Annotated in this window: 15 protein-coding genes; 10 read left to right on the forward strand and 5 right to left on the reverse strand. The window is 73.7% G+C overall.

Annotated features, from left to right (window positions below; genetic code table 11):
- Window position 1 precedes the first annotated feature (1 nt).
- The 9 genes from ACG83_RS28105 to ACG83_RS28145 all read left to right on the forward strand — a co-directional run bounded on the left by ACG83_RS28105 (window position 2) and on the right by ACG83_RS28145 (window position 19569).
- Window positions 2–2506 carry a WD40 repeat domain-containing serine/threonine protein kinase gene (locus tag ACG83_RS28105; protein WP_369812926.1) on the forward strand — a complete coding sequence of 835 codons (2505 nt, stop codon included), beginning with the start codon at window positions 2–4 and terminating at the stop codon, window positions 2504–2506.
- Window positions 2507–3016: 510 nt separating this feature from the next.
- The gene (locus ACG83_RS28110; protein ID WP_054569273.1) at window positions 3017–5266 is read left to right on the forward strand and encodes a hypothetical protein; all 2250 of its coding nucleotides are present in this window, start codon (window positions 3017–3019) and stop codon (window positions 5264–5266) included.
- Window positions 5266–8640: a DUF6603 domain-containing protein gene (locus ACG83_RS28115; RefSeq protein ID WP_054569274.1), complete on the forward strand. Its 3375-nt coding sequence runs from the start codon at window positions 5266–5268 to the stop codon at window positions 8638–8640. The genes ACG83_RS28110 and ACG83_RS28115 overlap by 1 nt, the downstream gene beginning before the upstream one ends.
- On the forward strand, window positions 8640–11321 hold the full coding sequence (locus tag ACG83_RS28120; RefSeq protein WP_054569275.1) for a hypothetical protein: 2682 nt from the start codon (window positions 8640–8642) through the stop codon (window positions 11319–11321). The genes ACG83_RS28115 and ACG83_RS28120 overlap by 1 nt, the downstream gene beginning before the upstream one ends.
- Window positions 11318–15172: a hypothetical protein gene (locus ACG83_RS28125; RefSeq protein WP_054569276.1), complete on the forward strand. Its 3855-nt coding sequence runs from the start codon at window positions 11318–11320 to the stop codon at window positions 15170–15172. The genes ACG83_RS28120 and ACG83_RS28125 overlap by 4 nt, the downstream gene beginning before the upstream one ends.
- A 40-nt stretch (window positions 15173–15212) precedes the next feature.
- Complete coding sequence (locus tag ACG83_RS28130; protein WP_054569277.1) at window positions 15213–16766, forward strand: hypothetical protein; 1554 nt, start codon at window positions 15213–15215, stop codon at window positions 16764–16766.
- A gap of 97 nt (window positions 16767–16863) precedes the next feature.
- A complete protein-coding gene (locus ACG83_RS28135; RefSeq protein ID WP_235498238.1) occupies window positions 16864–17769 on the forward strand; it encodes an RsiV family protein in 906 nt (301 codons plus the stop codon).
- Window positions 17770–17861: 92 nt separating this feature from the next.
- On the forward strand, window positions 17862–18914 hold the full coding sequence (locus ACG83_RS28140) for an LLM class flavin-dependent oxidoreductase (protein WP_063793228.1): 1053 nt from the start codon (window positions 17862–17864) through the stop codon (window positions 18912–18914).
- A 226-nt stretch (window positions 18915–19140) separates the two neighbouring features.
- The gene (locus ACG83_RS28145) at window positions 19141–19569 is read left to right on the forward strand and encodes a nitroreductase family deazaflavin-dependent oxidoreductase (protein WP_054569279.1); all 429 of its coding nucleotides are present in this window, start codon (window positions 19141–19143) and stop codon (window positions 19567–19569) included.
- A gap of 43 nt (window positions 19570–19612) precedes the next feature.
- Here the strand turns inward: ACG83_RS28145 and ACG83_RS28150 are convergent, their stop codons facing one another.
- From ACG83_RS28150 to ACG83_RS28170, 5 genes are all read right to left on the reverse strand, one after another.
- On the reverse strand, window positions 19613–20542 hold the full coding sequence (locus ACG83_RS28150) for a class I SAM-dependent methyltransferase (RefSeq protein ID WP_054569280.1): 930 nt from the start codon (window positions 20540–20542) through the stop codon (window positions 19613–19615).
- Window positions 20543–20747: 205 nt separating this feature from the next.
- Entirely contained in the window at window positions 20748–21941 is a 1194-nt protein-coding gene (locus tag ACG83_RS28155; RefSeq protein WP_054569281.1) for a cytochrome P450, read from the reverse strand.
- Window positions 21942–22154: 213 nt separating this feature from the next.
- Window positions 22155–22889, reverse strand: a complete 735-nt coding sequence (locus ACG83_RS28160; RefSeq protein ID WP_054569282.1) for an SDR family NAD(P)-dependent oxidoreductase — start codon at window positions 22887–22889, stop codon at window positions 22155–22157.
- 126 nt (window positions 22890–23015) lie between these two features.
- Window positions 23016–23762, reverse strand: coding sequence for a TetR/AcrR family transcriptional regulator (locus ACG83_RS28165; protein WP_369812929.1), 747 nt, complete (start codon window positions 23760–23762; stop codon window positions 23016–23018).
- Between the two features lie 134 nt (window positions 23763–23896).
- Window positions 23897–24958: a DUF1679 domain-containing protein gene (locus ACG83_RS28170; protein WP_054569283.1), complete on the reverse strand. Its 1062-nt coding sequence runs from the start codon at window positions 24956–24958 to the stop codon at window positions 23897–23899.
- A 424-nt stretch (window positions 24959–25382) separates the two neighbouring features.
- Between ACG83_RS28170 and ACG83_RS28175 the strand changes: the two genes are divergently transcribed.
- The gene (locus tag ACG83_RS28175; protein WP_054569284.1) at window positions 25383–26381 is read left to right on the forward strand and encodes an alpha/beta hydrolase; all 999 of its coding nucleotides are present in this window, start codon (window positions 25383–25385) and stop codon (window positions 26379–26381) included.
- Window positions 26382–26411: the final 30 nt, after the last annotated feature.

Consider the following 26411-nt stretch of genomic DNA (forward strand, 5'->3'; position numbering starts at 1 on the left):
GATGAGCTCATCCGCCTCCCCGGACCCGCCTGCCGACCCGGCCGAGGTCGGCCGGTACCGGTTGGTGCGGCGCCTCGGGGCGGGCGGAATGGGCACCGTCCACCTGGGTGTGGACCCCGCCGGCCGCCAGGTGGCCGTCAAGCTCATCCGCACCGATCTGGCCTCCCGGCCGGAGTTCCGGGACCGGCTCAAGCAGGAGGCGGACAGTGCCCGGCGGGTCGCCCGGTTCTGCACGGCCGCGGTTCTGGACGTCGACGTCACCGGGGACGTCCCGTACCTGGTCACGGAGTTCGTGGACGGGCCGACCCTGGCCGGGTCGGTACGTGCGCGCGGGCCACTCAGCCACTCGGAGCTGCATCTGCTCGCCGCGAGCATGGCCACCGCGCTGATGGCGATCCACCGGGCGGGAATCGTGCACCGGGACCTCAAGCCGGGCAACATCGTGCTGTCCAGGCTCGGTCCGAAGGTCATCGACTTCGGCATCGCCCGCGCGCTCGACACGGCCGTCTTCTCCAGCCGGGACCAGGCGGTGGGCACACCCGCGTTCATGGCACCCGAACAGGCCCGCAGCGGCCTGATCACCCCCGCGGCGGACGTGTTCGCCTGGGGCGGGGTGCTCGTCTACGCCGCGACCGGCCATCATCCGTTCGGCACCGGCCCGGCCGCCACGCTGCTGCGCCGGGTGGTCAACGACGAACCGGCGCTGGACGGATTCGAGGATTCCCTGCGCCCGCTCGTCGAGGACGCGATGCGCAAGAATCCGCAGGAGCGGCCCACCGCCGAGCAGCTCTACGCCCGCCTGCTCGACCTGCGCCACACCGAGTCCGAGCCACCTGTGGGGCCGCCGCTCGCGGAGGTGACGGTGCTGATCGAGCCGGTCACCCCGCGGACGCCCGGCACGGCGGCGACCCCCGTGGACGCAGTGACGCACTCACTGTCCCCGCCGGCCCACACGTCCACGTCGACCGCGGCGACAGTGATGGTCCCGCCGGACTCCGCTGACCCGGAGCCAGCGATCCCCGCTCGTCCCGCCGCGGCTGAGCCCGCCGTGGCTGAGATCGTCGAGACCCATCCGACCGTCATCCCGTCGACGCCGCCCGTGGGCACCGGCCCCGAGCGGCGAGAGCCGGAGCGGCGGAAGTCCGAGCGGCCGAAGCCGGGCGGGAAACCCACCGGGCGGGCCGGGCGGGCCGGGATCGGGCCCCGCGGGGCGAGAGCGCTCGCGGCCATCCTCGCCGTGGTCGTCGCCGCGGCTGTGCTCGTCGCGCTGTCCAGGAGCGGCGAGTCGCCACCGGCGGACACCCCCGCGCAGGTCGCGGCCAGAACGCTGCGCCTGCAGGTCGAGAACCGCCCGCTTGCCCGCCGACTCGCGCTGGCGAGCTACCAGGCGTCGCCGGACTCGCCGGCCACCCGATCCGCAATGATCGGCCTGTTCGCCGCGGATCTCGATCCGCTGGCCGTCCCGCTCGGCAGCCGGGTGCTGAGCGCCGCGCTGCGCCCGGACGGCCGACTGCTAGCGGCCGGGACGGAGGCCGGGACGATCGAGTTGTGGGCTGTCGGCGGCGGTGCCGACCCGGCCGGCCTCACCCATGCCGGCACCATCACGAACGTCGGCGACTGGGTGTATTCGGTCGCGTTCCATCCGAACGGAAGCGTGCTCGCGGCCGGTGTCGGTAACGGTCAGGTCCGCTTGTGGGATCTGGCGAACCCGGCACGGCCGAAGGCGCTGGCCACCATGAGGTTCCACCAGGACAGGGTTCGCTCGATCGCCTTCGCCCCGGATGGCCAGGTCCTCGCCTCCGGCGGGGACGACGGGCAGATCGCGTTGTGGACGGTGGCTGATCCGTCGAATCCCACCCGGGCCTGGGCGGCTGACGGCGCCACCGCCGGGATCCGAGCGGTCGCGTTCTCGCCGCGCGGCCGGTTGCTTGCCTTCGGCGGCAACGACGGCACCGTGCGGCTGTGGGACGCCACGGATCCCGCGCGCCCCACGGCGCGACCCGCACTGCGCGGCGGTGAAAGTGGCGGCGGCGGTGGCGGGCGGACGCTGCAGGCTGTCGCCTTCTCCCCCGATGGTTCGGCACTCGCCGCCGGCGGTATCGACGGCTCGGTGCAGCTGTGGGGGCTCCGCTCGGCAGAGGCGGTCGACCTCGGCTCGACCGCCGGCGGCCTGGGCGGGGTGACCAGCGTCGGCTTCGACCAGGACGGCGGGATCCTCGCCACCGCGGGCGAGGACGACATCGTCCGGCTGACCGACGTCTCGTCGCCGGCCAGGCCCGTCCCGCTGACCGGTCTGCGCGGGCACACGAAGGCGGTGAACGCGGTCGTGCTGACGCCGGACGGGCGGACCGTGCTCTCGGCCAGCGGGGACGGATCGGTCCGGCTCTGGACCATCGACCCCGCGGCGCTGGCCCGGAACGCCTGCGCCGACCCGGCGAACCAGATCTCCACGGGGGAATGGCGTGAGCACTTCGGGAGCCTGCGCTTTGAACCGCCGTGTGCCTGACACCGCACCCACCCGGAAACCTGATTCCGGTTTCCGGGTTCTCTGCTCAGGAACAAAAATTCCGGAGTCCCGGCGGTCCGGCCGTTCGGCGCGGTAAAGTTGCCGCTGGATTCAGGGGGTAGGTGCCGCGAGCACCATCGGGGCCGCGACGGGCACCGAGCAACGATCGCGAGTGTAGGCGGAGTCAACATTCCGCTCCGTTTTCAGCGAAGGAGATCCGTCGTTACGCGCGGATAGAACCGGTCGGACAAGGCAGTCGAATCGGACAAGCCCGACGAGGCTTCCGGGTCAGCGTTGCGCGATGGTGAACAGTTAAATGCGGAAGATTGATATCCGACGGTATCGCCCTGCGTTTCTGCTACACATGGTCCGCATCGGACAGTCCGGTGCGGACATTCCCCGCAATGAATGCTCAGTTTCTGATGCGTAGGTCGGATCCGGGCCCGCTGCCGTCACCGACGACAGCGCAGGAAGGCGCGGCCGCGGCGACCTGCCGGACAGGGGTCAGAAATGGACGACGTGCCGCTGCAGGTCGCGGCTCTCCCAGGCATCATCGCGGGCCCCGTGCTGCGCCGGGTGACCCGGACGAAGGTGTCCGTGTGGCTGGCGCTGAGCCGGCCGGATCCGGTCACGCTGCATGTCCGCCGAGCCGGGGTGCCCGCCTCGGAGATCGCCGCGGGGAGCGCGACACCGGTCAGGGTCGGCGGCAGCCTGTGGATCGTGGTCGTCACCGGCACCGCACCGGGCGGGCAGTTCACCGCGGGTGACCTCTACGAGTACCGGATCAGCTCACCCGGCTGGCCCGAACCGAACTGGGGCGAGGTCTCGATCGGCACCGGGCGACCGGCGTTCCCCGCCCCGCCCGCTTCCCTCGACGACCTGACGATCCTGCACACCTCCTGCCGCAAGGTCCACGGCAACGGCCGGGACGGCCTGGCCGGGGCCGAGGAGCTCATCACCGGGCGGCTCGCCGCGGGCACACCGTCCGCCCGCCCGCACCTGCTCGTCATGTCCGGTGACCAGATCTACGCCGACGAGGTCCCAGCCCCGCTGGTACCGCGGATCCGCCGCATCGCCACCGACCTCGTCGCCGTCGACGACGCGGCGCCGTTCCTGCCGCTGCCGGCGATCGGGGGGCGGCAGGCCCGCTCGGAGGCCTATCACCTCACCTCCTCGGCGGCGAGCGACCATCTCTGGCGGTTCGGCGAGTTCCTGGCGACCTACCTGCTCTACTGGTCCGACACGCTCTGGCCGGCGACCGTGCCGGCCTGGGCGGACGTCGCGCCCGGTGACGTCGCCGCGGACAGCGGCCTCGACGAGGCGTCGTGGGCCGAACTGCGCGCGGCCGTGGAGCTGTTCCGCGCCGGGCTGCCCGCCGTCCGCAAGGTGCTGGCGACCGTGCCGATCCTCATGGTGGCCGACGACCACGAGGTGACCGACGACTGGAACCTCGACCACCCGTGGGCGGAGGCGGTCTACGCCGACCCGGCCGCCAGCCGCATCGTGACCAACGGGCTGCTCGCATACGTCCTGTGCCAGCACTGGGGCAACACCCCGGAGCGGTTCACCGCCGCCGGCAGCCCCGAGGCCGCCGTCCTCGCCGCCGCCGTCCATACCGGCGCCTCCCCTGACACCCCGGCCCTGCGGCAGCTCCTCGGTGTTCCGGCCGGGCCGCCACCGCCGCCACCGTCGGTCCTGCGCGACCTGACGGCTCCCGGCACGCTGCGCTACGACTTCACCCTCGGCCCGGACGACGGCTGGCCCGTCCGGCTGCTCGCCCTCGACGAGCGCACCGCCCGCGAGTTCCACCGCGTCGACCATCCGGCCGCGCGGATCAGCCTCGACGCCCTGGCGCTCATGGTGCCGGAGCCCGGCGGCCTCGCCCCGGTCCCGCTCACGTTCGTCGTCGCACCGGCGCCGATCCTCGGCACCCACCTGGTCGAGCACCTGATCCAGCCGGCGGCGAGCCTGATACCCGGCGGGTCGATCTTCGCCGACTTCGAGTCCTGGTCCGCGGCGACCGCCAACCACCAGGAGCTGCTGCGGCGGCTCACCGCACTGGGGCCGCTCGTCGTGCTGTCCGGCGACGTCCATTTCAGCGGCACCGCCGCACTGACCTACACCCGCGCCGGGACGACGACGCGCGCGGCGCAGATCACCAGCAGCGCGGCTCGAAACGCGGAGGTGAAGACCATGGTCCTGCACCTGTTCGGGGACCTCGCCATGCGCCTGGGGCTGGAGCGGCACCGGGCGTTCAACGGCTACGCCAACCTCGGCCTGCCGCAGCGGGCGCAGCTCGCCACCCCGCCGCCGGGGGCGGACCTGCCCTACGACGAGTTCACCGACGTGTTCCTCGGCCGGGTGTTCCGGGCCGCGCAGGAGACTCCCACCGTCCTGTCCGAGGAGATCGCCGACGCCTACGGGCTGACGCCGGGGCCCGAGGACTGGCGCTTCGAGGTGACACCGGTGGACGACGAGGCCATGCCCGGCCCCGGTCCGCTGCTGACCGACATGACGGCCGCGCCCTCCCCGGCCGGGTGGACATCGTGGGACCCGGCCAGGTCGTACCTGATGCTCAAGGCACTGCGTGCCGGTGACCTGCACCGGATCGGGCGCATGTTCGTCGGGCTGCCGCAGCTGTCGCTACTGGAGTTCGAAGCCACTCCGTTGGAGGTGCGGCACCTGATCGTCTCGCCGGTCGGCAACCATCCATCCCCCGCCGCCCGCCAGCAGACGGTCACGAAGGTGCGGCTCGTCTGATGGCCGAGAAGTCACTCATCGAGGTGATCTCCGCGGCTTTCGCGGATGCCATGCGCTCGGCGCTGGACGGCACGAACCCGGCGCTGCCCCCGCTGAGCCCACCGGACGCGGCCGGCGCCCGGGCCGCCATCGAGCAGCTCGCCGACCGCGCCGGCGGTGTCACCGACGCGGCGGACCCGGTTGCCTGGATGCAGGCGCTGGAAAGCTGGCGGGACACCGCGTCCGACGTGGCCGACCGGGCCTTCGCCGGCCCCAACCCGGCCGAGCAGGCGTTCGTCCGCTTCCTCACCGAGCGGATGCCGCGCACGGCTGCCTTCCTCGCGCTGACCGGGGTGATCAGCCATACGCCGGACGGCCTGGCCCGGGTCGACCGGCAGAAGCTGCGCGCGCTCGTCACCGACCCGGGCACGGTCGTCAACGAGGGCCTGTGGGACGCGCTGCTCGCCGATGTCGGCCTGCCCGGCACCGGCCGCCTTCCCGCGGTGATCGTCGGGCTCCTGCTGCTGGCGCCGCAGACCGTGCTCGCGCTCACCCGGGGCGATCTGCGCGTCGCGGGCCTGTCCGCGCCGCCGACGGCGCAGCCCGGCCCGTGGCGGGTGTTCCGCGAGGCCACCGAGGGCTGGATCTCCATCACCGTCCCGATCGGCGACCCCGCCGACCCGCAGCCCAACCCCCGCGACATGTTCGACTGGGCCGCCGACCTGACACCCGACCTGTCGGGCACGCTGGCGATCCGTTCGCAGCGCCACGACCTCGGCGGCGGGAAGCGCCGCACGGTCTTCGAGATGTGGCTCGCGCTGGCGGCCGAGGAGGACCGCTGGCAGTACGACTTCGGCAGCGGCTGGTACCTGCGGGTCGAGCCCGGCCTGACCGGCGGTTTCGGCTACGACGGCTCCTGGCACGGGGCGTTCCGCCAGTTCGCCCTCGACCCGGCCCGGCTGCCCGGGCCCGGTGACCCGGTCGAGGTCACGTTCGGCCGGGAGCTCGACGCCGGCGCGCCCGACATCGCCTTCGGCCCGCCGTACGACACCCGCCTGGTGATCCGTGACCTCGGGCTGTTCCTGCGACTGCGCGAGGACCACCCGGTCGTCGAGGTGGGCCTGTTCCTGCACGGCCTGTCGGCGGTGCTCACCAACCGCTGGTTCCGCACGTTCGGGGTGACCGACACCGTCTTCCGGGACGGGATCCGGCTCGACCTGGATCTCGACCTCGCCTACGTCGAGGGCCGCGGTGTCGTGCTGGGCCTGTCCAGCGGCCTCGACGTCACCCTCGGGATCGACGCGGAGTTCGGGAAGAACGCCCCCGTCGGCTTCAAGCTGCACAGCATCCGCATCCACGTCCCGGTGCGGGCCACCGAGGACAGCTTCGACGTCCGCGCCGAGGTGCGCTTCCACATCTCGACCCATCTCGGCCCGGTGAGCCTGGTCGCCGACGGGCTCGGCGGCTGGGTGGGCTACTGGTCGGAGGACGACACCAGGAAGTACGTCGGTCTCCTCCCGCCGACCGGCGCCGGGCTGGAGATCTCCGCGGGCCCCTTCACCGGGGGCGGCTACCTCGACTTCACCGGCGGCCCGAACGAGCGGTTCGGCGGCGTCATCCACGTCAAGGTCGGCACGTTCGAGGTGACGGCCTTCGGCCTGCACGAGCTGACCGGCGAACCGGGTGCGGCGAACCGCCCCACCTCGGTCATCGTCGTGCTGGGCGTGCGCTTCTCCCCCGGCATCCCGCTCGGGTTCGGTTTCGAGATCTCCGGTTTCGGCGGCCTGGTCGGCATCAACCGGCGGGCCGACACCGACGCCCTGCGGGAGCAGCTCACCAGCGGCGCCGCGGGCAACGTGCTGTTCGCCGAGGATCCGATCCGCAACGCGCCGCGCCTGCTCGACGACCTCGACCACCTCTTCCCGCGCAACGCGGGCACCCACGTGTTCGGCCCGACGATCCAGATCAGCTGGCTGAACATCGCCGGGCACAAGGTGTTCCGGTTCGACGTCGGGCTCTTCTTCGAGTTCCCCGGGCCGCGGCGCATCGTGCTGCTGGGCTCCGCCCGCGCCCAGCTGCCGCCGCTGGCCGGCGGCCCGCACCTGATCGACATCCGGTTCGACATCGTCGGGTTCGTCGACTTCCCGAAGCGGATCCTCGAGGTCGACGCGACCCTCATCAACTCCTCGGTGATGGAGATCTTCCACCTCACCGGCGACCTGGCGTTCCGGATCGCCTGGGGCGACCATCCGTACCTGCTGCTGAGCTTCGGTGGCTTCCACCCGAGGTTCACCCCGCTGCCCGCGCAGTTCCCGGAGCTCGCCCGGCTCGCGCTCACCGTCAAGCCGGGGAAGCTCCCGGGCGGGGTGTTCTTCCGCGCCGAGGCCTACCTGGCCATCACCTCGAACACGGTGCAGTTCGGCGGGCAGGTGGAGCTCGGCTACAAGGCCGGCCCGCTCAACCTGATCGGTTTCCTCGCCCTCGACGCGCTCATCCAGTTCACCCCGTTCCACTTCGAGGTCACGATCAGCGCGGGGGTGCGGCTGCGCTGGAAGTCGACGAACCTCGCCGGGGTCCGGCTCGAAGGCACCCTGTCCGGCCCCGGGCCGTTCACGGTCAGCGGCAAGGCCTGCTTCGAGATCCTCTGGTTCGACATCTGCGCCGACGTCAGGATCCAGCTCGGCAGCTCCGGGCAGCCGGCCGCACCGCCGGTCAGCAGCGTCGTGCAGGCGCTGCGCCCGCAGCTCACCGAGCCCGCCAACCTGACCGCGCTCGACGGCGACGACAACGAGGCCATCCAGGCCAGGCGGCCCGCGGCCGCCGGCGACCATCCGCTGGTCTCCCCGCTGGGGGGGCTGAGCTGGGCGCAGAAGCGCACCCCGCTGGGCCTGACCCTCGACCGGTTCGACGGCGTGCCGCTGGCGGCACCGCAGCGGGTCGTCGTGGAGTCCCCGCGGGCCGCGGGCCCGGTGCAGGACTGGTTCGCGCCCGGCTCGTACGCGAACCTCACCGAGGCGGAGCGGCTCAACCGGCCCGCGTTCTCCCGGCTCGACGCGGGGATCAGGATCGGGCTCGGCGCCCCGGGGGCGTCCACGGCGATCCGGCGCGACGTGACGGTGGTGGAGATCCGGCTGCCGAATCCGCCCAGCACCGGTGCGCTCGCGATCGCGTTCGCCGCCGTCACGCTTCGCGCCGCCCTGGAGCGCACCGCGCCGTCCCAGGTGCGCACGACGGCGCCGGCGTTCGGGGTGCGCGAGGAGCGGTTCGCCGTCCGCGACCGCGGTGGCGCGGTGCTGGCCGAGGACCTGTCCGTCAGCGAGGCCCACCAGCGGGCCCGGCGCGCCGGCGGCGTCGCCGCGGCCAAGCGCGATCTCGTCGACCTGGGAGCGATCTGATGGCTGTGCGGCTGGACTTCTACGCCTGGCGCCGGTCCACCGTCTTCGAGACGGTGGCCGCCCCGGCGCTCACCCCGGCCGGCCGGCTCACCGGGCGCGTCCCGCTGACGTTGCACAACACCGAGCGGCCGGGCGACACGGCCACCGAGAGCGTCGTGTTCGACCTGCTCGGCCCCGGCGACGTCGGCGGCCTGAAGCCGGCGGCCGTGCGGCGCGCCGTCCCGGCGCCCGGGTCGACGGAGGCGGAGAACACCAAGTGCGCCTACGTCGAGTTCAGCGCCCCGGACCTGCCCTGGCGGTACACCCCGCGCCTCGCCGCGGGACGTCAGCTCGCCCCCTGGCTCGTCCTGGTCGTCGGGACGCCGGAGGAGATCGTGCCGCAGCCCGGCGGAACGGTCGCGATCAGCGCCAGCGCCCTGGCGGCGCACCGGCTCGTCGAGTCCCCCCGGTGGGCCCATGTGCAGGACGACGTCGACCATCCCGGCCAGCGGCTGGTGTCGCGGCTGCTCTCCCCGCGCCCGCTCGCCGGGAACACCGCCCACCGCGCGGTCATCGTCCCCGCGTTCACGCCGAACGGCACGCCCGCCTGGGCCGACGGCTCCCCCGGGGTGACCGTGACGCTGCTCTACTCCTGGGAGTTCACGACGGCGCCGGCGGGTGACTTCCCCACCCTCGCGGCCCGGCTGCGGCCGCACTCCGGCGACGCCACGCTCGGCCGGGTGGCCCTGGCCTACCCACTGCCGCCCTCCCCCGGCCCAGGGCCGGAGGCGCCGATCGTGCGCGGCGCGCTGGCGCCGCTCGACAGCGTGGACGTCGACATCCCGGTGGAGATCGGCGACGACCTGGAGACGATCGCCGCACCGGTGCTCGACCCGGCCGCCGACGCGCGGCGCCCCGTCGTCTCGCTGCCGGTGTACGGCGACGCCTGGGTGGCCGACCCGACGCTTGCGCTGTGGTCGGCGCAGTTCCGCCGCGACCCGAGGCACCGGGCCGTCGCCGGCCTCGGCGCGAAGGCGGGCATCGACGAGCAGGACAAGATCGTGGACGCCGCGGTGGCCCAGGCCGGGGCGCTCGCCGCGGCGTCCGAGCGGATCAGGGCGCTGACGGCGGGGCTGGCCGCGGCCTCGGCGTTGTGGAACCGCCGGCTGCCGCAGGACCGGGTCCGCCGCCTGGTCGTCCTCGGGCCGGCCCTGCGCGGCATGCAGACGCAGACCGGCACCGTGCTCGACCGGGCGACGGGTGGGGCGCGCCCGCTGCCGCCCGCGATCTTCTCCGCGGCCGCGCGGCGGGTCCTGCGCCCCGGCCCGGCGCGCACCCGGCACGCCGCCGACGGCGCGACCGACCCGCGGGCCGTGCTGGAGGTGGCCAACCGGTGCGCCGAGCCGCCGCCCCGCGCGCCGGACGGCCTGCCGCACAGCGACCACCTCAGCGACGTCGTCGGGGTCCGCAACCTCGACAAGGTGCTGCGAGCGGCCGCCGGGACGGGCCGGGTGCCGGTCAGACGGCTGCGCGACCTTGTCGGCGCCTTCGACCGCAGCCCCTACAGCGCTTCCACCGTCGGGTTCTTCGAGCAGGTCATGCGGCAGATCCTCGACCGGGTCGAGGCGGGCCGGCCGATCCCGCTGTTCGATGTGCTGACCGTCCTCGAACCGCGCGACGGCCGTCCGCTCCCGGAGCAGGACCTGCTGATCGCCCTGCGTGCCCTGCTGTCCGAACGGCCCGACGACGGGTACGACACCCCGGTGCTGGACGACCTCGTCATCGAGGTGCTGACCGAGCGCCCCGACCGCCCCTGCGACCCCGTCGACCTCGACCGGCTCGCGGACGCCGTCGCCGACGCCGTCGATCCGACGGCGCACCACCCGGTCGTCGTCGACCGTGTGCTGGACACCATCGACGGCCTCGACGACCAGCCGCTCACCCCGCCGGAGCTGTCCCCGGATCTCGACATCCCCGCCTGGCAGCTGCTGCGCGACCACGATCCCGACTGGCTGCTGCCCGGTGCCGGCACCATGCCGGTCGACCGTGTCGTCGCCGTGACGACGAACCCGGTGTTCGTCGACGCCTACCTGCTGGGGCTGAACACCCAGATCCTCGGCGAGCTGCGGTTCCGCAACATCGCGGTGCGGGCGGGCAGCACCCCCCTGCGCCAGTTCTGGTCCCGGGCGGCGCCGGACGGCGAGAGCTTCCTGGACGACATCCACGGCGTCCACCTGTGGCCGACCGGCTCGGCGCTGGGCAGCGGCACCCACCAGCCGCCGGCCGTCGCCGGCGCCGACCTCGTCATCGTCGCCCGGACCCCGCTGTTCCGCCGCTACCCGCACACGGTCGTCTACCTCACCCCGGCGCCGCTCGCCGGCGGCGAGCCCGACTGGGACGCCGCGCCCGACCTGGCCCAGCGCGTCATCCCCAGCTTCCAGGGCTCGATCACCCCCGAGATCGTCTTCTTCGGGTTCGACCTCGACCCGGCGCTCGGCGGGCAGCACTGGGTGGTGTTCGAGGAGCCGCCGCACGGCGTCCAGTTCTTCAGCGGCCCCCACGAGGGCCTCTCCCCAGCGCGGCGCCACGTGTACACCGACCCGTTGCTTCACCTCGACGGCGCCGAGTTCGCCGACGCCGCCTACGCCGACCCCTACCGTGTGATGGTCCGCGGATCGTCACTGATTCCGGGAGCACTGTGAGCACGCCGATCATCGGGGTTCTGCTGCCACTGCGGCTGGAGACACGGTTCGCCGAACCCGACGCCCCGGGAGCCGGCTGGCGGCTCAAGGTCCGGGTTGTGCCCGACGCGGCCAGCCTCGACCGGCACAATCCGCTGCCGCTGGACAGCGAGCTCGACGCGGTCGCGGCGCTGTGGCAGGCGGTGGACGGCGGTGTCGACGCCCTGGCCACCGAGCACGGCCGGGCACAGTGGCAGGCGTTCGCCGCGCAGGTCGGCGCCGCCCGCGGCGCCTGGCTGGCCCGCTCGTTCCCCGCCGAGCCCGCCCCCGGCGGTGGCTGGCGGATCACCCGGCCCGCGGCGACCAGCGAGCCGCTGACCTTCGCCCGGGTCGCCGGCCTGCCGAAGACCCTGCAGCTGTGGCTCGGCCGCGGCGGCGGCGCGCCGGTCCGGATCGCCGAGCTCACCGTCGACCGTGACCGGCTCGCGCTCGACCCGCCCGACCCGGAGACCGGCCAGGCCCGCTGGTGGACGTCCTTCAAGGAGGCCGAGCAGGTCCAGCTCGGCACCACGGTCGACCTCGGGCCGGACCGGCCCGACGACATCGACGTCCTCTACGTGGTCGGCCTCGGCGAGGACTCTCCCGCTGACCTGTTCGCCGCACACCGCGACGCCGGCATCCTCGGCGTCGCCGCGCTGGGAACCGCCACCAACAGTGTGGACGGCGCGCGGGCGGCGGATCTCGCCCGCGACCCCGAGGTGTGGCGCACCCTGCTCACCGCGCCGCCGCCGCAGCCGGGCGCGGAGGCGGTCAGCGCGGCGCTCACCGGGAAGGACTCCGCCCTCGGGCCACTGCCCGGCGGCGAGACCGACCACCGGCCGGTCAACCAGGCACTGGTCGGCAGCCTCTGGTCGGTCCTGTGGGGCCACTGGGTCAAGGACGTGTGGCTGGACGGCAAGGGCCTCGAGCTCGGGGCATGGGCCTACGACCACCTCGCCCCGGAGGGCCCGTTACCGCCGATCCGGATCGGGGACCAGCCGTACGGCGTGCTGCCGGTCTCGGCGCCCTCCCGCTGGGTCACCGCGCCCGGCGACCCGGCCGTGGAGAAGCATGTGCTGCGGGTCGGGCTCGGCGCCCGCGACGTCGCCGCGACGGCGGCCGAGGCGGCCGGCACGATCGTCGGCGCCGACACCGCGCGGCTGCTCGACCTGATCGGCCGGGTTCCGGCCTCCCGCGGCTACGCCTGGCGGTGGGCGCTGCCACTGGAACTGCTCTACCTGCTCGAATGGGCCTACGGGGACGGCGTGCCCTGGGCGCGGCTGCAGAAATGGTGGGACGAGACCGCCGTCCGCGCGACGAAAATCGCGGACCGGTCACCGTCCCGGCGCTACGCCACGCTCGGCGAGCCGCAGGACCTCACGCTGCCACTCGTCGTGCCGACCAACCTCACCGACGGCAGGACACTGGACAAGCTGCTCGAGATCCTGCTCGAAGTGCCACCGAAGGAGCTCGCCTCCCCCCGGATCCTCGACGAGGTGTTCCGGCCGATGCCCGACAGCCTGCTGTTCCGGCTGTTGCTGCACGCGCGCCTGGTGGACACCGCCGAGGTCGTCCGGTTCACGGTCGAGGCCAGCGGACCCGCGCTGGAGCCGATCGAGGCCCCCGACTCCGAGCCGACCCGGCTGGCCAGGTGGGCCTCCCAGTTCAGCGACGCGATGGTGGGCTCCGACCCGGCGAGCCTGCTGTTCCGGATCGGGCGGGAGGCACTCGGCGCGCTGCCGGGCCTGGACCCGGCGGTCGTCGAACGGGTCCTGCGGGCGACGCTCGACACGGCCTCGCACCGGATCGACCCCTGGCTCACCGGGGTGGTGACCCGGCGGCTGCGGGAGCTGACGGCCGCGGCGGAGCCGGCGCGGTTCCAGCTCGGCGCCTACGGGTGGGTGGACGCGCCCCGCCCCCGCGACCCGGCGGCCCCCCCGCCACCCGCCGAATACCTGCACGCGCCGTCCATGGAGCAGGCGCTGACCGCCGCGGTGCTTCGCGACCGCGCACTGTCCGACGCGGAACCCGCCCGCTGGCAGATGGACGTCGACAGCGACCGGGTACGGCTCGTCGAGGAGCTGGCGGAGCAGGTCCGGCTCGGCAGCCACCTCACCGAGGTCCTCGGCCGCGCGGTGGAGCGCGCGGTGGCGGCCCAGGCCGACGTCGAACGGCTCCGGGCGCAGTTCCCGATCCGGGTCGAACACACCGGCCGCCGGGTCTGCGACGGCCAGGCGGTCCTCGACCGGTACGTCACGAACCCGGCCGATCTGGGCCTCACCGGGGCCCAGCTCGACACGCTGGCACCGCTCGCGCACGCCGTGGACACCTATGGCGACCTGCTGGTCGCCGAGGCCGTCCACCACGTCGTCTCCGGCCGCGGCGCGACGGCGGCGACGGCGATGGAGGCCGCCGCGGGGCTCGCCGCACCCCCCACGCTGGAGGTGCTGCGCACCCGGCGGGGCGGGCGCATCGCGCGCACCACCGTCGTGGCCGCGCTGCCCGCCGCCGCGGGCCCGCCGGCACCGGACGCCTTCACCAGCCCCGGGGTGCTGGCCGAGCCGGCCGTCGCTGCCTTCCTCGAAGCCCAGACCGGCGCGCCGGGCACGGACCCGTGGCGCTGGGAGGCACTCGACACCGCCGACCAGCCACTCGGCCCGGTCACCCTTGCCGACCTCGGTCTGACGCCCGTCGACACGCTGTCGCTGTCGGCCGTGAACCTGTACGAGCTCGCGCTCGCCGCCGTCGAGGGAGCGGCCCGCCTCGAACCGGCCGCCCTGCCCGCCCAGGCCGCGGCCCAGCGGCTGGCCGACATCCTCGGCAGCCGCCCGGTGCTGCCGGAGGATCTCGTCACCGGTGGGCCGGCGGCGCCCGGCACGGAGGCGGCGCTCGCTTCGCTGCAGGCAGGCGTCCAGGCCGAGCTGCACGGCAGGTACAGCGCCGTGCACGCGCTCGCCGACGACCTGCGGACGTGGCTGGTGGCGGCCGCCGCCGACCCCGCCGACCACACGGCGGCACTGGTCGGCGCGGCCCGCTGGGGTATCACCCCGCTGCGCGCGGACGGCGCACCGACCGCGACACTCGTGGCCCGCGCAGCGGCGGCGCTGTCCGAACGACTGGCGAAGGCACCTTCGCCGGCCGCCGCGGCCGCGCTCGCGCCGGCGACGCTGGCCAGCGCGCTGGCGGAACTGGTCTCGCCGGAAGGACGCCTGCCCGTCCTGTCCCGGCTGCCGCTGGACCAGCTACCGACCGCTCTGGTCCCCGACGTCGCCGGGCCGGCCGCACTCGACCCGTACTGGCTCGAGGTCGTGTCGCCCGTCCGCGCGCACCTGGCCCGGTTCGAGGCGTACCAGCTCAGCAGGCACGTCCGGGGGCTCAGCCCGCTCGCCGCGTGGACGAACCGGCCGGGCGACCCATGGCAGCGCGAGCCCCGGCCCGACGCCGACGCCGACGCACCCCCGGTGGACACCCACCTGCTCGCGGCGTTCGGCCCGGCCGGGGCGCTGGACCCGGCCGCCGGCCCGGCCCGGCCCGTCGCGCTCGGCCTGGTGGACTCGTTCAGCGAGGTCATCCCGGCCACCGACCACACGACGACGGTCGCCTTCCACGTGGATGCGCCGGCGTCGCGGGCACCGCAGGCCGTGCTGATCGCCGTCCCGCCGGATGTCGACGTTCCTCTCGACACCGAGACGCTCGTCGACGTCCTCGCCGACACCCGCCGGCTGGTCCGGGCCCGCGCGGCCGCCCCGCCGGACCTGGACGCGCTGGCCGCGGGCACCCCGTCCGTGCTGCTGCCAGCGCACCAGCCCACCGGCATCAGCCTCACGAAGTAAGGGAGCGGACAGTGCTGCAGCGGACGGTGCGGAGCGCCTCATGACGCGATTCGATCTGGGACGTCGGCTGGAGCCGATCCGCCCCGTGACGGACCTCGACCGTGGGTTCCGCGCCGAGATCGCGGACCCGGCGTGGTTCCTGGCCCGGCAGTGGCACCTCGGCGAGCACCAGGGCGAGGACGCCGCCTCCCCCACCCTCGTACGCCACGTGGCCGCGCATCACCCGGTCGACCCGCTGCTGCCGCCGGCGACCGACCCCGACCAGACGACGGATCCCGCGGTCGTGCCCGCCGAGGCGATCATCGAGGCGGAGTCCGACGAATGGTGGACACCGGGCCGCCGGATCCGCGTCGGCCGTGACCTCGCGACGTCCAGGCCGGCGCTGCTGGCTGACACCAGCCTGCGGCTCGACGGGCTCCCACCGCCCTACGACACACTCGACGGCACCGGCGTCGACGGCCTCACGGCCTACCGGCGACGCGCCGAGCTCGGCCTGACGGCGGCCGACTTCCCCGGCGTGCCGACCGTTCCCGCCGCCGACCTGTGGGATCCCGCCGAGTTCGTGCACACCGCGGAGTTCACCAGTGGTGGTGTGGCCCTTCAGGTACCTCGCCATCGGGGCGGGGACGTCGACTGGTACTCGGTCCAGGCCAAGGAGCCGCCCGCCCCGGGCAGCGGCCCGGAGGTGCTGCGGGAGGTGCTGCCCAGCCGGCTGAAATACCCGGGCGCGCCGCATCCCCGCTGGTGGCAGATCGAGAACGCGCACGTCGACATCGGCGGCTTCCCGCCGGACCGCAGCCACCTGGCGACCATGCTGCTGATCGACCTGGTGATGTCCCACGCCGACGACTGGTTCAGCTTCCCGGTGGAGGCGAGCGCCGGGACCCTGGTCACGCTGCGGGAAGTCGTCGTCGTGAACTCGTTCGACGAGGAGGTCGTGCTGACGGCGCCGGCGGACTGGAGCCTGTTCCGCATCACCGGCCTCGAACCGTCCACCCTCGCCATCTGGCCGACGGCGGTGACGCCGCTGAGCGACCGGCCCGTCGACGACGTCGCCGTCGGCCTCGACGAGGACGCGAACCTGCTGTGGGCCGTCGAGCACCGGGCCGCCGGCCGCGACCTCGCTCCCTCGTCCGCGGCCACCGGCCCCACGTCACCGCCGGGGCTCCCGCCGCAGGCGCCCGCCACGTCGGGCGAGGTGCTCGGCAGCGAGCCGGTCACCTACTCCTACCGGCCGAGCACGACGCTGCCCAGGTTCTGGCATCCATATCCGGTGCGCGAGGTCGACGGGCGGCGGCGCTTCGTCCAGGGGCAGCTGCGCGACCTGGAGGCACGCCCGCCGGTGCCGATGCCCGCGCCGGTCAGCCCGCTGCTCCAGGACCCGCACGCGCCGGCCGCCGGGCCCGTGCACCAGATCGAGCCGGCCGCGCTCCCGACGACCGGCGTGCGGCTGCAGCGGCAGTGGAAGCTGGCTCGGCGGACCGACGGCCGCCCCGTGCTGTGGATGCAGCGCCAGCAGCTGCCGCTGATCGGCCCACCGGTCTCCGGGCTGCGCTTCGACGTCGCCGAGGCCCGGCACCCTTCCGCCGGCTGAGGCCGGGGACCGCTCCTGCGGCAACCGTCGGAAAGCCGACCGGCACCCTGTCGCGTTGGCTTCAGCGCGAATGACGGTGTCGAGCCACCATGAGCCCGTGATCAGGATTTCAGGGCCCAGAGGTCAGCAGCAGGACGACAGCGCCGGTACCGGCCCCGGCCTGCCCCGCCGCGCTCTCCGCCTGGTCCGGTCGCGGCCCCGCGGTCCAGTGACGGCGGCCGTCGCCTGCGTCCTGCTGTTGGGGGCTCCGCTGACGCTGGTCACCGGCTGCCAGCCGAGCAGCGGCAGCGGGAAGAGCACCGGCACCGGCACCCACGCTCACGCCAGCACGCGCACGACACCGCGGGACAAACCACCAGCCGTGCCGGTGGGACAGCCGAACTCCCCCACCACCCGGACTCCGGGCGGGTCGTCGGCCTACCGGATCACCATCAGGAACGAGCGGGGGGCGATCGAGCCGAGCGCCAGCTACACCGCGCAGGTGCCGGTGCTGGCCGGCCCCGACGCGGCAGTGGTTCGCCGGGTGAACGCGGCCATCGCGGAGTACGTCAGCCAGGAGAAGACCCGCACCGCCCACGAGACCCTCACCCTCACGGCCGGCGATCCGCATGTGGGCGCGCGGGTGCTGGCGCTGTCCTTCGGCGGCGACCGGTACCCGCCCGGCGCGGCGCATCCCAGTGAGCTTGCCAGCGGCCTGGTCTTCGACCTGCGCACCGGTGACCGCGTCACCATCGAGGACGTCTTCACCTCCACCGACGCGGGCCTGCGCCGGCTGGAGCCGGTCGTCCGGGCCGAGCTGGAGCGGCGGTTCCCGGACGGCCCGACGGGCGGGGTCACCGATCCGCTGCCGGCCAACTACCAGCAGTTCGTGGTGAACCCGAAGGGCCTGGTGGTGATCGTGACGGAGCTGCCGCACGTGCTCGGGCCGCAGAGCGTCCTCGTCCCGTGGAGCAGCCTCGACGGCCTCGTCCGGCCCGAGCTCGCCGAGATCCTGCGCTCCTGAGCACCCGCACCTGAGCACCTGAGCACCTGAGCACCGGAGCACCGGAGCAACCGTGAGCGCTCCTGAGCCGAGATGCCGCGCTCTCGCGGGGAATGCCTCCAGGCGGGGCGGGATTGACACTACGAGTGAGCGACGTCGACGAATCCCTTCCGCTGGCCGTGCTCGACTTCGTGGGGATCGAGCACGGCGAGAGCCCGGCGGCCGCGATCGCGGGCGCGGTGAGCATCGCGCAGACCGTCGAGGTGGCCGGATACCGGCGGTACTGGGTCTCCGAGCACCACAACATGCACAGCCTGGCCTGCAGCGCCCCTGAGCTGCTGACCGCGCATGTCGGGGCGCTCACCCGCCGGATCAGGGTCGGCGCGGCCGGGATCATGCTGCCGAACCACACGTCGTTCAAGGTCGCGGAGCTGTTCCGGACGCTGGTGGCGATGTATCCCGGACGCATCGATCTGGCGCTCGGCCGGGCGCCGGGCACCGACCCGCTGACCGCGCACGTGCTGCGCCGGGGTGGCGGCGCCGACGCCGGCGCGGAGTTCCCCCACCAGGTCGGTGAGCTGCTGGCGTTCCTCGGCGACGGCTTCCCGTCCGATCATCCGTACGCGCGGCTGGTCGCCGCGCCGGTGGTCGACGAGCGGCCCGAGCTGTTCGTGCTGGGCTCCAGCCCGTACGGCCCGCGCTTCGCGGCCGTCAACGGCCTGAGCGCGGTGTTCGCCCATCACATGAGCCCCGAGCTGGCGTTCGACGCGCTACGCGCCTACCGGCGTGAGTTCACCGCCCGCGGCGGCAGCGACAGGCCGTACTCGGCGATGTCCGTACTCGCCTTCGCCAGCGAGGACGAGGAGGCCACGCTGGACTTCGAGGCGGCATGGACCCTCACCATCCAGAACATCAGCCGCGGCGTCCGGGAACCGCTGCGGCCCGAGGACGTCCACGGCCTCGCCCGCTCCGAGCGGTTCCGGGCGGCGCGGCGCGACGACGGGCGGATGGTCACCGGAGAGCCGAAGGCCGTCGCCGCCCGCCTGTTGGAGATGAAGCAGCAGGCCCAGGCCGACGAGATCGTCGTCGTCACCCCGAGCCTGGACCGGGCCCGGCGCCAGGCCAGTTTCACCGCCCTCGCCGAGGCCTGGCGCAGCGCGGCCTAGGACGGACTGTTCTGGGCCTGGGCAGGTTCCGTGGTTCCGCGGTTCCGCGGAACCGCCCTGCGCCCGGCCCCGCCGGTGGCGCGACTGTCTTGCGCCGCCCGGCAGCGGGAAGCTCACACAGTGGCAGGCTGGCGCGGCGGCACGCTGACGCAGGCACACCAAAGACGCAGGGGCACCAAAGACGCAGGGGCACCAAAGACGCAGGGGCACCGGAGGGGATGTCGGGATGGCCGAGGCAAACGACTGGAACGCGCAGATCATCGCCGAGTTCCGGGCGAACGCGGGGCAGGTCGGGGGGAACTTCGCGGGCGCCCCGATGGTGCTGGTGCATCACCGGGGCCGCAGGAGCGGTCGCGAATACGTCAATCCGATGATGTACCTGGCGGACGACGCCGATACCAACACGATCTACGTGTTCGCGTCCAAGGCCGGCGCACCGTCGAATCCGGACTGGTACTACAACCTGACGTCCGCCGGTGCGACGACCGTCGAGCGCGGCGCCGAGACGTACCAGGTCGGCATCCGGGAGCTCACCGGCACCGAACGCGACCAGGTTTATGCCGAGCAGGCGCGCCGCTACCCGGGGTTCGCGGAGTACGAGACGAAGGCCGCGGGCATCCGGACGATCCCGGTGCTCGCCCTGCAGCGCTCCTGATCGAGCCGCACTCCCGGGTACCCCGGGGCACCCGGGTTCACTGTCACTGCGGGCGGTCGGCGACGACGACCCGGCCACTGCGCAGTGAGTTGCGGCGGGAGGTCGGGGTGTCCAGGCGCTCGGCGATGGCCAGAAGGTCCTCGTCGCGCCGGACGGTGAACCCGTGCCGGCCGAGGAGTTCGCACATCGTGGCCGCCGTCCAGTAGGAGCGCCACGGTTCGTTCACCCACATGCTGCGCCGCCGGGCCAGGGTGTGCATCATCCGGGCGATCCACTGCCCGATCGCGATCCGGACCTGGCGGGCCTGATAGTTGATGATCAGGCGGCTGTCGGGAGCGGACAGGCCCGCGACGACGGCCATGGTCCGCTCGACCTCGGCCCGGGTGAGGTACGGGACGACGCCCTCCCAGATCCAGGTGGTCGGCGCGTCCGCGCGGTGACCGGCGGCGGCCAGGGCGCTGCCGAGCCGGTCCCGGGCGAAGTCGACGGGGACGAACCGGACCGGCTCCGCGGGTCCGGCGGGCCCGGCGGGCCGCGTGATCTCTCCCGGGCCCGTCACCCACGGCTGGCCCAGGCCGGCGAGCCGCTCCCGCTTGTCCCGCTGGGACGCCGGATGGTCGACCTCGAACACGACGCTGCCCGCGAGCTCCGGCATCCGCCAGGCTCGATCGTCCAGGCCCGCGCCGAGCAGCACGACCTGCGGGGACGGATGGTCGCGCAGCGCGTCGTCGATTGCGATCACCCGCGGCACGATGATCGTGGCGCAGGCCCGTACCGACTCGTAGTCGATGCGGTCGGGCAGGCTGGCGGGCGGTCTGCCGGCACGCACCTGCTCGACCGTTCGCCGCTCCTCGCCGCGCAGCAGCTGCGCCGCGAGCGGGTCGGCGAAGCGGCCGGTGGCGGTCAGCCCGTCCGCGACCGCCCTCCCCTGGCAGACGAGCACCGCCGTGCGACTGCCCCCGGCCGCCTTCATCCCGCACCACCATTCGACTCGTCCCGCCGCAGGCCCACCCGGCCCCAAACTGCCCGGCCACCCGACCGCCCGGCGACCCGACCGCCCGCCGCCGTGCCGGCTCTCCGTCGTGCCGCCGGCACAGCAACCGGGCAGACCTCAATCACGCATCAGACCCGCGCCCCCGTCAACTCGGCGAACCCCGGTGCAGGGCGCGGCATCCGCGCTAGCCGATCGTGATCGGGAGCGACTCCCAGCCGCGGACGGTCGAGGTCTGGGCGAGCTTCGCGGTCTCCCAGTCGACGTCCCAGGACGGGAAGCGGCGCAGGATCTCCTCCATCGCCACCCGGCCCTCGAGCCGGGCGAGCGCCGCGCCCAGGCAGTAGTGCGCGCCGAGCCCGAAGGTGAGCTGGTTGCCCATCCGGCGGTGCAGGTCGAGGCGGTCCGCGTCGGGGTACCGGGACTCGTCCCGGTTCGCGGAGCCGACGATGAACAGGATGGCGCTGCCGGCGGGAACCGTCCGGCCGTGGAACTCGACGTCCCGGGTGACGTACCGGCCGATGAAGGGGCCCGGCGGCTCGAGGCGCAGGATCTCCTCGATCGCGGCCGGGACCAGCGACGGATCGGCGACGATCTCCCGGCGCTGCTCGGGGTTCCTGGCCAGCGTGGCGCCGATCCAGCCGACCAGGCGACCGGTCGTCTCGTTGCCCGCGCCGGCGACGACGGTGGTGTAGGTGATCACCTCGTCCCGGGTGAGGGTGCGCACCGTGCCGTTCTCGTCCTCGAACTCGGTGTACAGCAGGTCGGTCATCAGGTCGGTCGACGGGTTGTCGCGCCGCCAGTCGATGTACTCGGCGAACGCCTCGTTGCTGAGGATCGCGCCGCCCTTGAAGTCCATCTGGCCGCCGGCCTCCGTACGCAGGCTCTCGTCGGCGGTGTCGCGCAGCGCTTCCTGGTCGGTCTCGGGGATGCCGAGCAGCATGCCGATGACGCGCATCGGCAGCTCGGTGCCCACCGCTGCCATCAGGTCGAAGCTGCCGGCGCCGACCAGCGGGTCGAGCGTGCGCTCGCAGTAGGCCCGGACCTTCGCCTCGAGCTCGCTGATCCGGCGCGGGGTGAAGACCCGGGCGAGCAGCTTGCGGTGGATGTCGTGGGCGGGCGGGTCCTCGAAGATGAGCGTGCCCGGCGGGATCTCGATGCCCGACTTGATCAGTTCCAGGATGCCGCCGCGCGCCGACGAGAACGTCTGCCAGTCGGGCAGCCCGCGCTCGCAGTCGACGTACCGGCTGACCGCGTAGAAGTCGTATTCCGCGTTGTAGTAGAGCGGTGCCTCCTCCCGCAGCCGGCGGTAGACCGGGTACGGGTCGGAGACCAGTGACGGGTCGTAGGGATCCCAGTGGACCGCGCTGTCGGTGCTCAAGGTTCGTCCTCTCTGCGACGGGATCTGCCGCGTGCGCCGTCTCGCCCTCTCACCGCGGCTGGGCGGCCGGGCGGGGCCGGATCCGCATCGCCGCGCCACGAAACGAAACGAGCATAGCGAGATCGATGCATGAAGTCTCGCACCAATTCGGATCCCGGCGGGGCGGGAAGAGGAACAGCGACCCGGGGGGACCTGCCTGGCAGGTCGAAGGGCTCAGATCGCGGGCCGGCCCGCTCCGGCCGCGATCGTCGCGCCCGTGATGAACCGGGCACGGTCGGAGGCAAGGAACACGACCGTCTCGGCGATCTCGCGAGGTGTGGCGAGCCGGCCGAGCAGGGTGTTGCGTGCGAGCCGGTCGAGGCCGTCCGCGCTGGTGGCCGCGACCAGTGCGTCGGTGCCGGTCGGTCCGGGCACGACGGTGTTCACGCGGACGCCCGCCGGGCCGAACTCGGTTGCCCAGGCACGGCTCAGCGACTCCAGTGCGGCCTTGGTCGCCCCGTAGGCGGAGAAGCCGGGCATGCCGACCCGCGCCGCCAGAGTGCTGATGTTGACGACGCTGCCCGTGCCCTTCTCGACCATCGCGGGCACCAGCGCGGCGGTCAGGAGGTAGGGCGCGCGGACGTTGATGGCGAGCGCCGCGTCCAACGACTCGACGTCCTGCGACACCGTCGGCGCGCTGGGAATCGCGGCCGCGTTGTTGACCAGGATCTCGACGGGGCCCGCGAGCGACGCGAGGCGGTGCGGCCCGGCCGGGTCGGCCAGGTCAGCCGCGACGAACCGGGCCGACCCACCCGCCGCCGCGATCTCCGCGACGAGGTCGGCTCCACGGGCGGCGTCACGGCCAGTGACGACGACCCGAGCCCCGGCCGCCGCCATCAGCCTGGCTGTCTCCCGCCCGATGCCTCCGGTGGAGCCTGTGATCAGGGCGGTCTTTCCGGCAAGTTCCATGACGAGTTCCTATCGGAAGCCGTCAGGCCGGCGCGTCCTGCGTCACCCCCGGCCCGTCCGCCACAGCCGGCCGGAGTCGTCACCGCTGCGCCCTCGGCCGCCGCCCGTCCGCGCGCCGGGCTGTCCTCATCCGCTGCCCGCGGAACTCGCCTCCGCCGGCCCGCCGTCAGGCTCGCCGCCAGGACCGTCGCCGGCTCGGACCGCCGCGCCCAGCGTCGCGATCACCCAGTTCACGGCGCGGGTGGCACGTTCGGGATCCAGCTTCCAGGTCACCGTCAGCCGCTCGTAGGACGGGACGTTCCAGAAGACGTCCAGCATCGCGGCGGCCAGCTCGGCCTCCTCGTCCGGCCAGTCCACGGCGGCGTCGGAGACGGCGGCGATGAGCGCGCGGCGCCGGCGTTCGTCGATGTCGGCGAAGGTCGGATCCTCCGGCGGCGGCTGGGCCACCGGGAAGGAGGACAGGTAGGCGAACATCCGCCCGACGACGTCGCCGAACTCCTCCAGCCGGAGCCCTTCGAGGTCAACCCCGGCCTCCTGCTCCAGGCGACGCATCACCGCGTCGCGCAGGCGGCGCTCGTTGGAGAAGTAGCGGTACACGGTGCTCTCGTTCACCTGGGCGCGGCGCGCCACCGCCCGGATGGTGAGGGCTCCCCAGTCCCAGGTCGGAAAACCGTGGACCATCTCGGTCGCCGCGGCCAGGATGCGATCCCGCGTCACGGCGGCCTGCTGGCGGCGCAGCGGGCTCTCGTAGTGACGGCGACCGCCCGCGCCCCGGGCCCCCTCCGCCCGCTGCTCTGCCGACTGCTCCGCCGGCTGCTCTGCCGGCTGCTCTGCCGGCTGTTCCGACGGCCGTTCTGCCTCAGGCCCATCCACGGTCAACGACCACCAGATCCTTCCGCGGCGTCGCGTCACCGGCCGATGCCGGTCGAACCCGTACGCGGCTCCCTGCCATCGGAGGAGATGATGCCGGATCGGCCGCGGTGCGCGCGCATCCCGTGCCGGTGAGATCACGGCTGGCCGGCTGCCTCCGCGTCGAGGTCGCGGAACGCCGTCGCGTAGCGCCCCACCAGTGCGAGGGAGACGTCGTGGCGCTGCCAGCCGTCGGTGCCCAGCGTCGACAGCCAGATCGCGAGGCCGTAGGCGGCGCTGGCCCGGTAGCGGCGCCAGGCCGACTCCCAGGACGGACGGGCGTCCGCCGGCAGGTCGAGCGCGTCGAGGTAGTGCCGCAGCAGGTCGGTCTCGTGGTCCCGCCGGTCCGGCGTCGTCAGCGCGCCCATCAGGAAGTAGCCGACGTCCTGGGACCAGCCACCGCGCCGGACGACCTGCCAGTCGAGGAAGCCCACGTCGTCACCGGGCAGGACGTAGGTGTTGCCGATGTGGGCGTCGGCGTGCAGCAGGGTCGGCGACTCCTGCCCGACCGCGGCCACGTAGCGCGCCCACAGGTCGACGATGCCGTCGGCGCCGTACCGCACCACCTCGGCGGGGAGCTGGCCGTCAGCCCGGTCGAGGCCGGTCGGGATGCGTGATCGCAGGCCGCCGGCGAAACCGTCGGTCGGCTCCCAGGTCCGCACCCAGGCGAGAGCGGGCTGGGTCGCCGCGTCGAAGTCCCAGTAGTGGCTGTGCAGCCGGGCCAGTCCGCGCAGCCCGGCCGCCGCCTGGTCGACCGTCAGGGGCCGGGTCGCGTCCCGCGGGTCGGCGCCGCGCAGCGTGACGTCCTCCATCACGAGGAGCCAGTCGAGGCCGGGGCGGTCGACCAGCGCCTGGTAGACGAGCGGGTGGTCGACGGGTAAGGGAACCTCCGCGGCGAACAGGTCCACCTCGTTGAAGAGATTCCCGTTGCGGCTGTGCACCAGCCGGTGCGCGCCCTCGGCCTTCAGGAACACCCGGCGAGGGCCCGACCCGGCGGCGAAGTCCAGCTCGAAGCGCGCCCGCCGGTTGGTGCCGTCGTCACGCAGGACGAGCCGGACATCGCCGACCCGCGCGTCGGGGTGATGACGCGCGAGCGCGGCCGTCATCCACTGCGGGGTCACCTCGTCCCAGTCGACGGGAACTGTCAACGGTTGCGACATGGCCTGGCCCTTCTCATCTCTGGCTGCTGCGTTCCCGGCTGCTGCGCACGATCGCGGGCCCACCGCGCCAGGATGCCACCCCAGGGCCCGCCGCCGACCGGCCGTCGCCGTGCCCGAGCCTCGTCCAGGACGCAGCATCGCGCGATTCATGCAACATCTCATGGTCTAATTCGAGCACGGATTCCGGCCCCGGAACAGAAATGCGACACCGGGAGTCAGCGAGAGGTCGCCCTGCCGGTACCGCGGCACCCGACGCAACGGTTCCGCGGCACCCCGACGCGACGGTTCCGCGGTGCCGCGTCGCGGCGGCTCCGCGGTGCCGGGGTCACATCGCGGCGGTTCCGCGGTACCGCGTCGCGGGTGGCCGGGACCGGCCGGAGCCCTGGAGGACACACGAGCGCCGAATTGCTGGCAGTGTGGCGCCATGAGCACTCGGGCGGTCGGACCTGACGAACTGCCGCCGGCGTTGCGCGTCCCCGAGCGAGTCGTGCCGGTACCGGCGAGCGTGAGCCCCGAGGCGCAGGCGACGCTGGGATTGGGGGTACTGACCCCCGCGACGCGGTGGCCCGCGCTCGACGACGTCGAAGGCTGGCGCCGGGTGATCGCCGAACGCGACCAGGCCGCGCTCGCCGCGGCCTCCCCGCTCCCGGCAGGTACCGAGGTCCGCGACATCGACCTCGGTGACTTTCCGGTCTACGAGATCGCCCCGGTCGGGACGGCGGGCGACGACCGGCGGGTCTACCTCGACTTCCACGGTGGTGGCTTCGTGCAGGGCGGTGGCGCGGTCTGCCGGGCACGGACGTACAACACGTCGCAGTGGATCGGTGCCCGAGTGTGGTCCGTCGACTACCGCATGCCGCCCGATCACCCGTACCCCGCCGCGGTCACCGACTGCGTCGCCGCCTACCGGGCGCTGCTTGATCAGTACCGGCCGCAGGACGTGGTCCTCGGCGGATCCTCCGCCGGCGCCTCGCTCGTCGCGAGCACGATTCTGCGAGCCCGCGACGAGGGCCTGCCGCTACCGGCCGCCGCGGTGATGAACACGCCGGTCGTCGACCTCGGCACCTGGGGCGACACGTTCCACACCAACCACGGGATCGACTCCATCCTGGACCGGGACCTCGCACAGTCGCTCCTGCTCTACGCCGGCGGCCACGACCTGCGCGATCCCTACCTCTCGCCGCTTCACGGCGATCTGGCCAAGGGCTTCCCGCCGACCATCCTGCTCAGCGGGACCCGCGATCTCCTGCTGTCGGACACGGTGCGCTTCCATCGGGCGCTGCTGCGGGCAGGCCTCGACGCCGAGCTGCATGTCTTCGAGGCCGCGGGGCACGGCGGCTTCCTCGGAACCGCCCCGGAGGACCGGGAACGACTGGCCCAGATGCGGCAGTTCGCCACCTCAGCCTGGGCTCGCGGTCGATAGACCCAGCCGCCGGCCACCAGCCCCACGAAA

The sequence above is a fragment of the Frankia sp. R43 genome (assembly GCF_001306465.1).
Classification (GTDB): Bacteria; Actinomycetota; Actinomycetes; order Frankiales; family Frankiaceae; genus Parafrankia; species Parafrankia irregularis.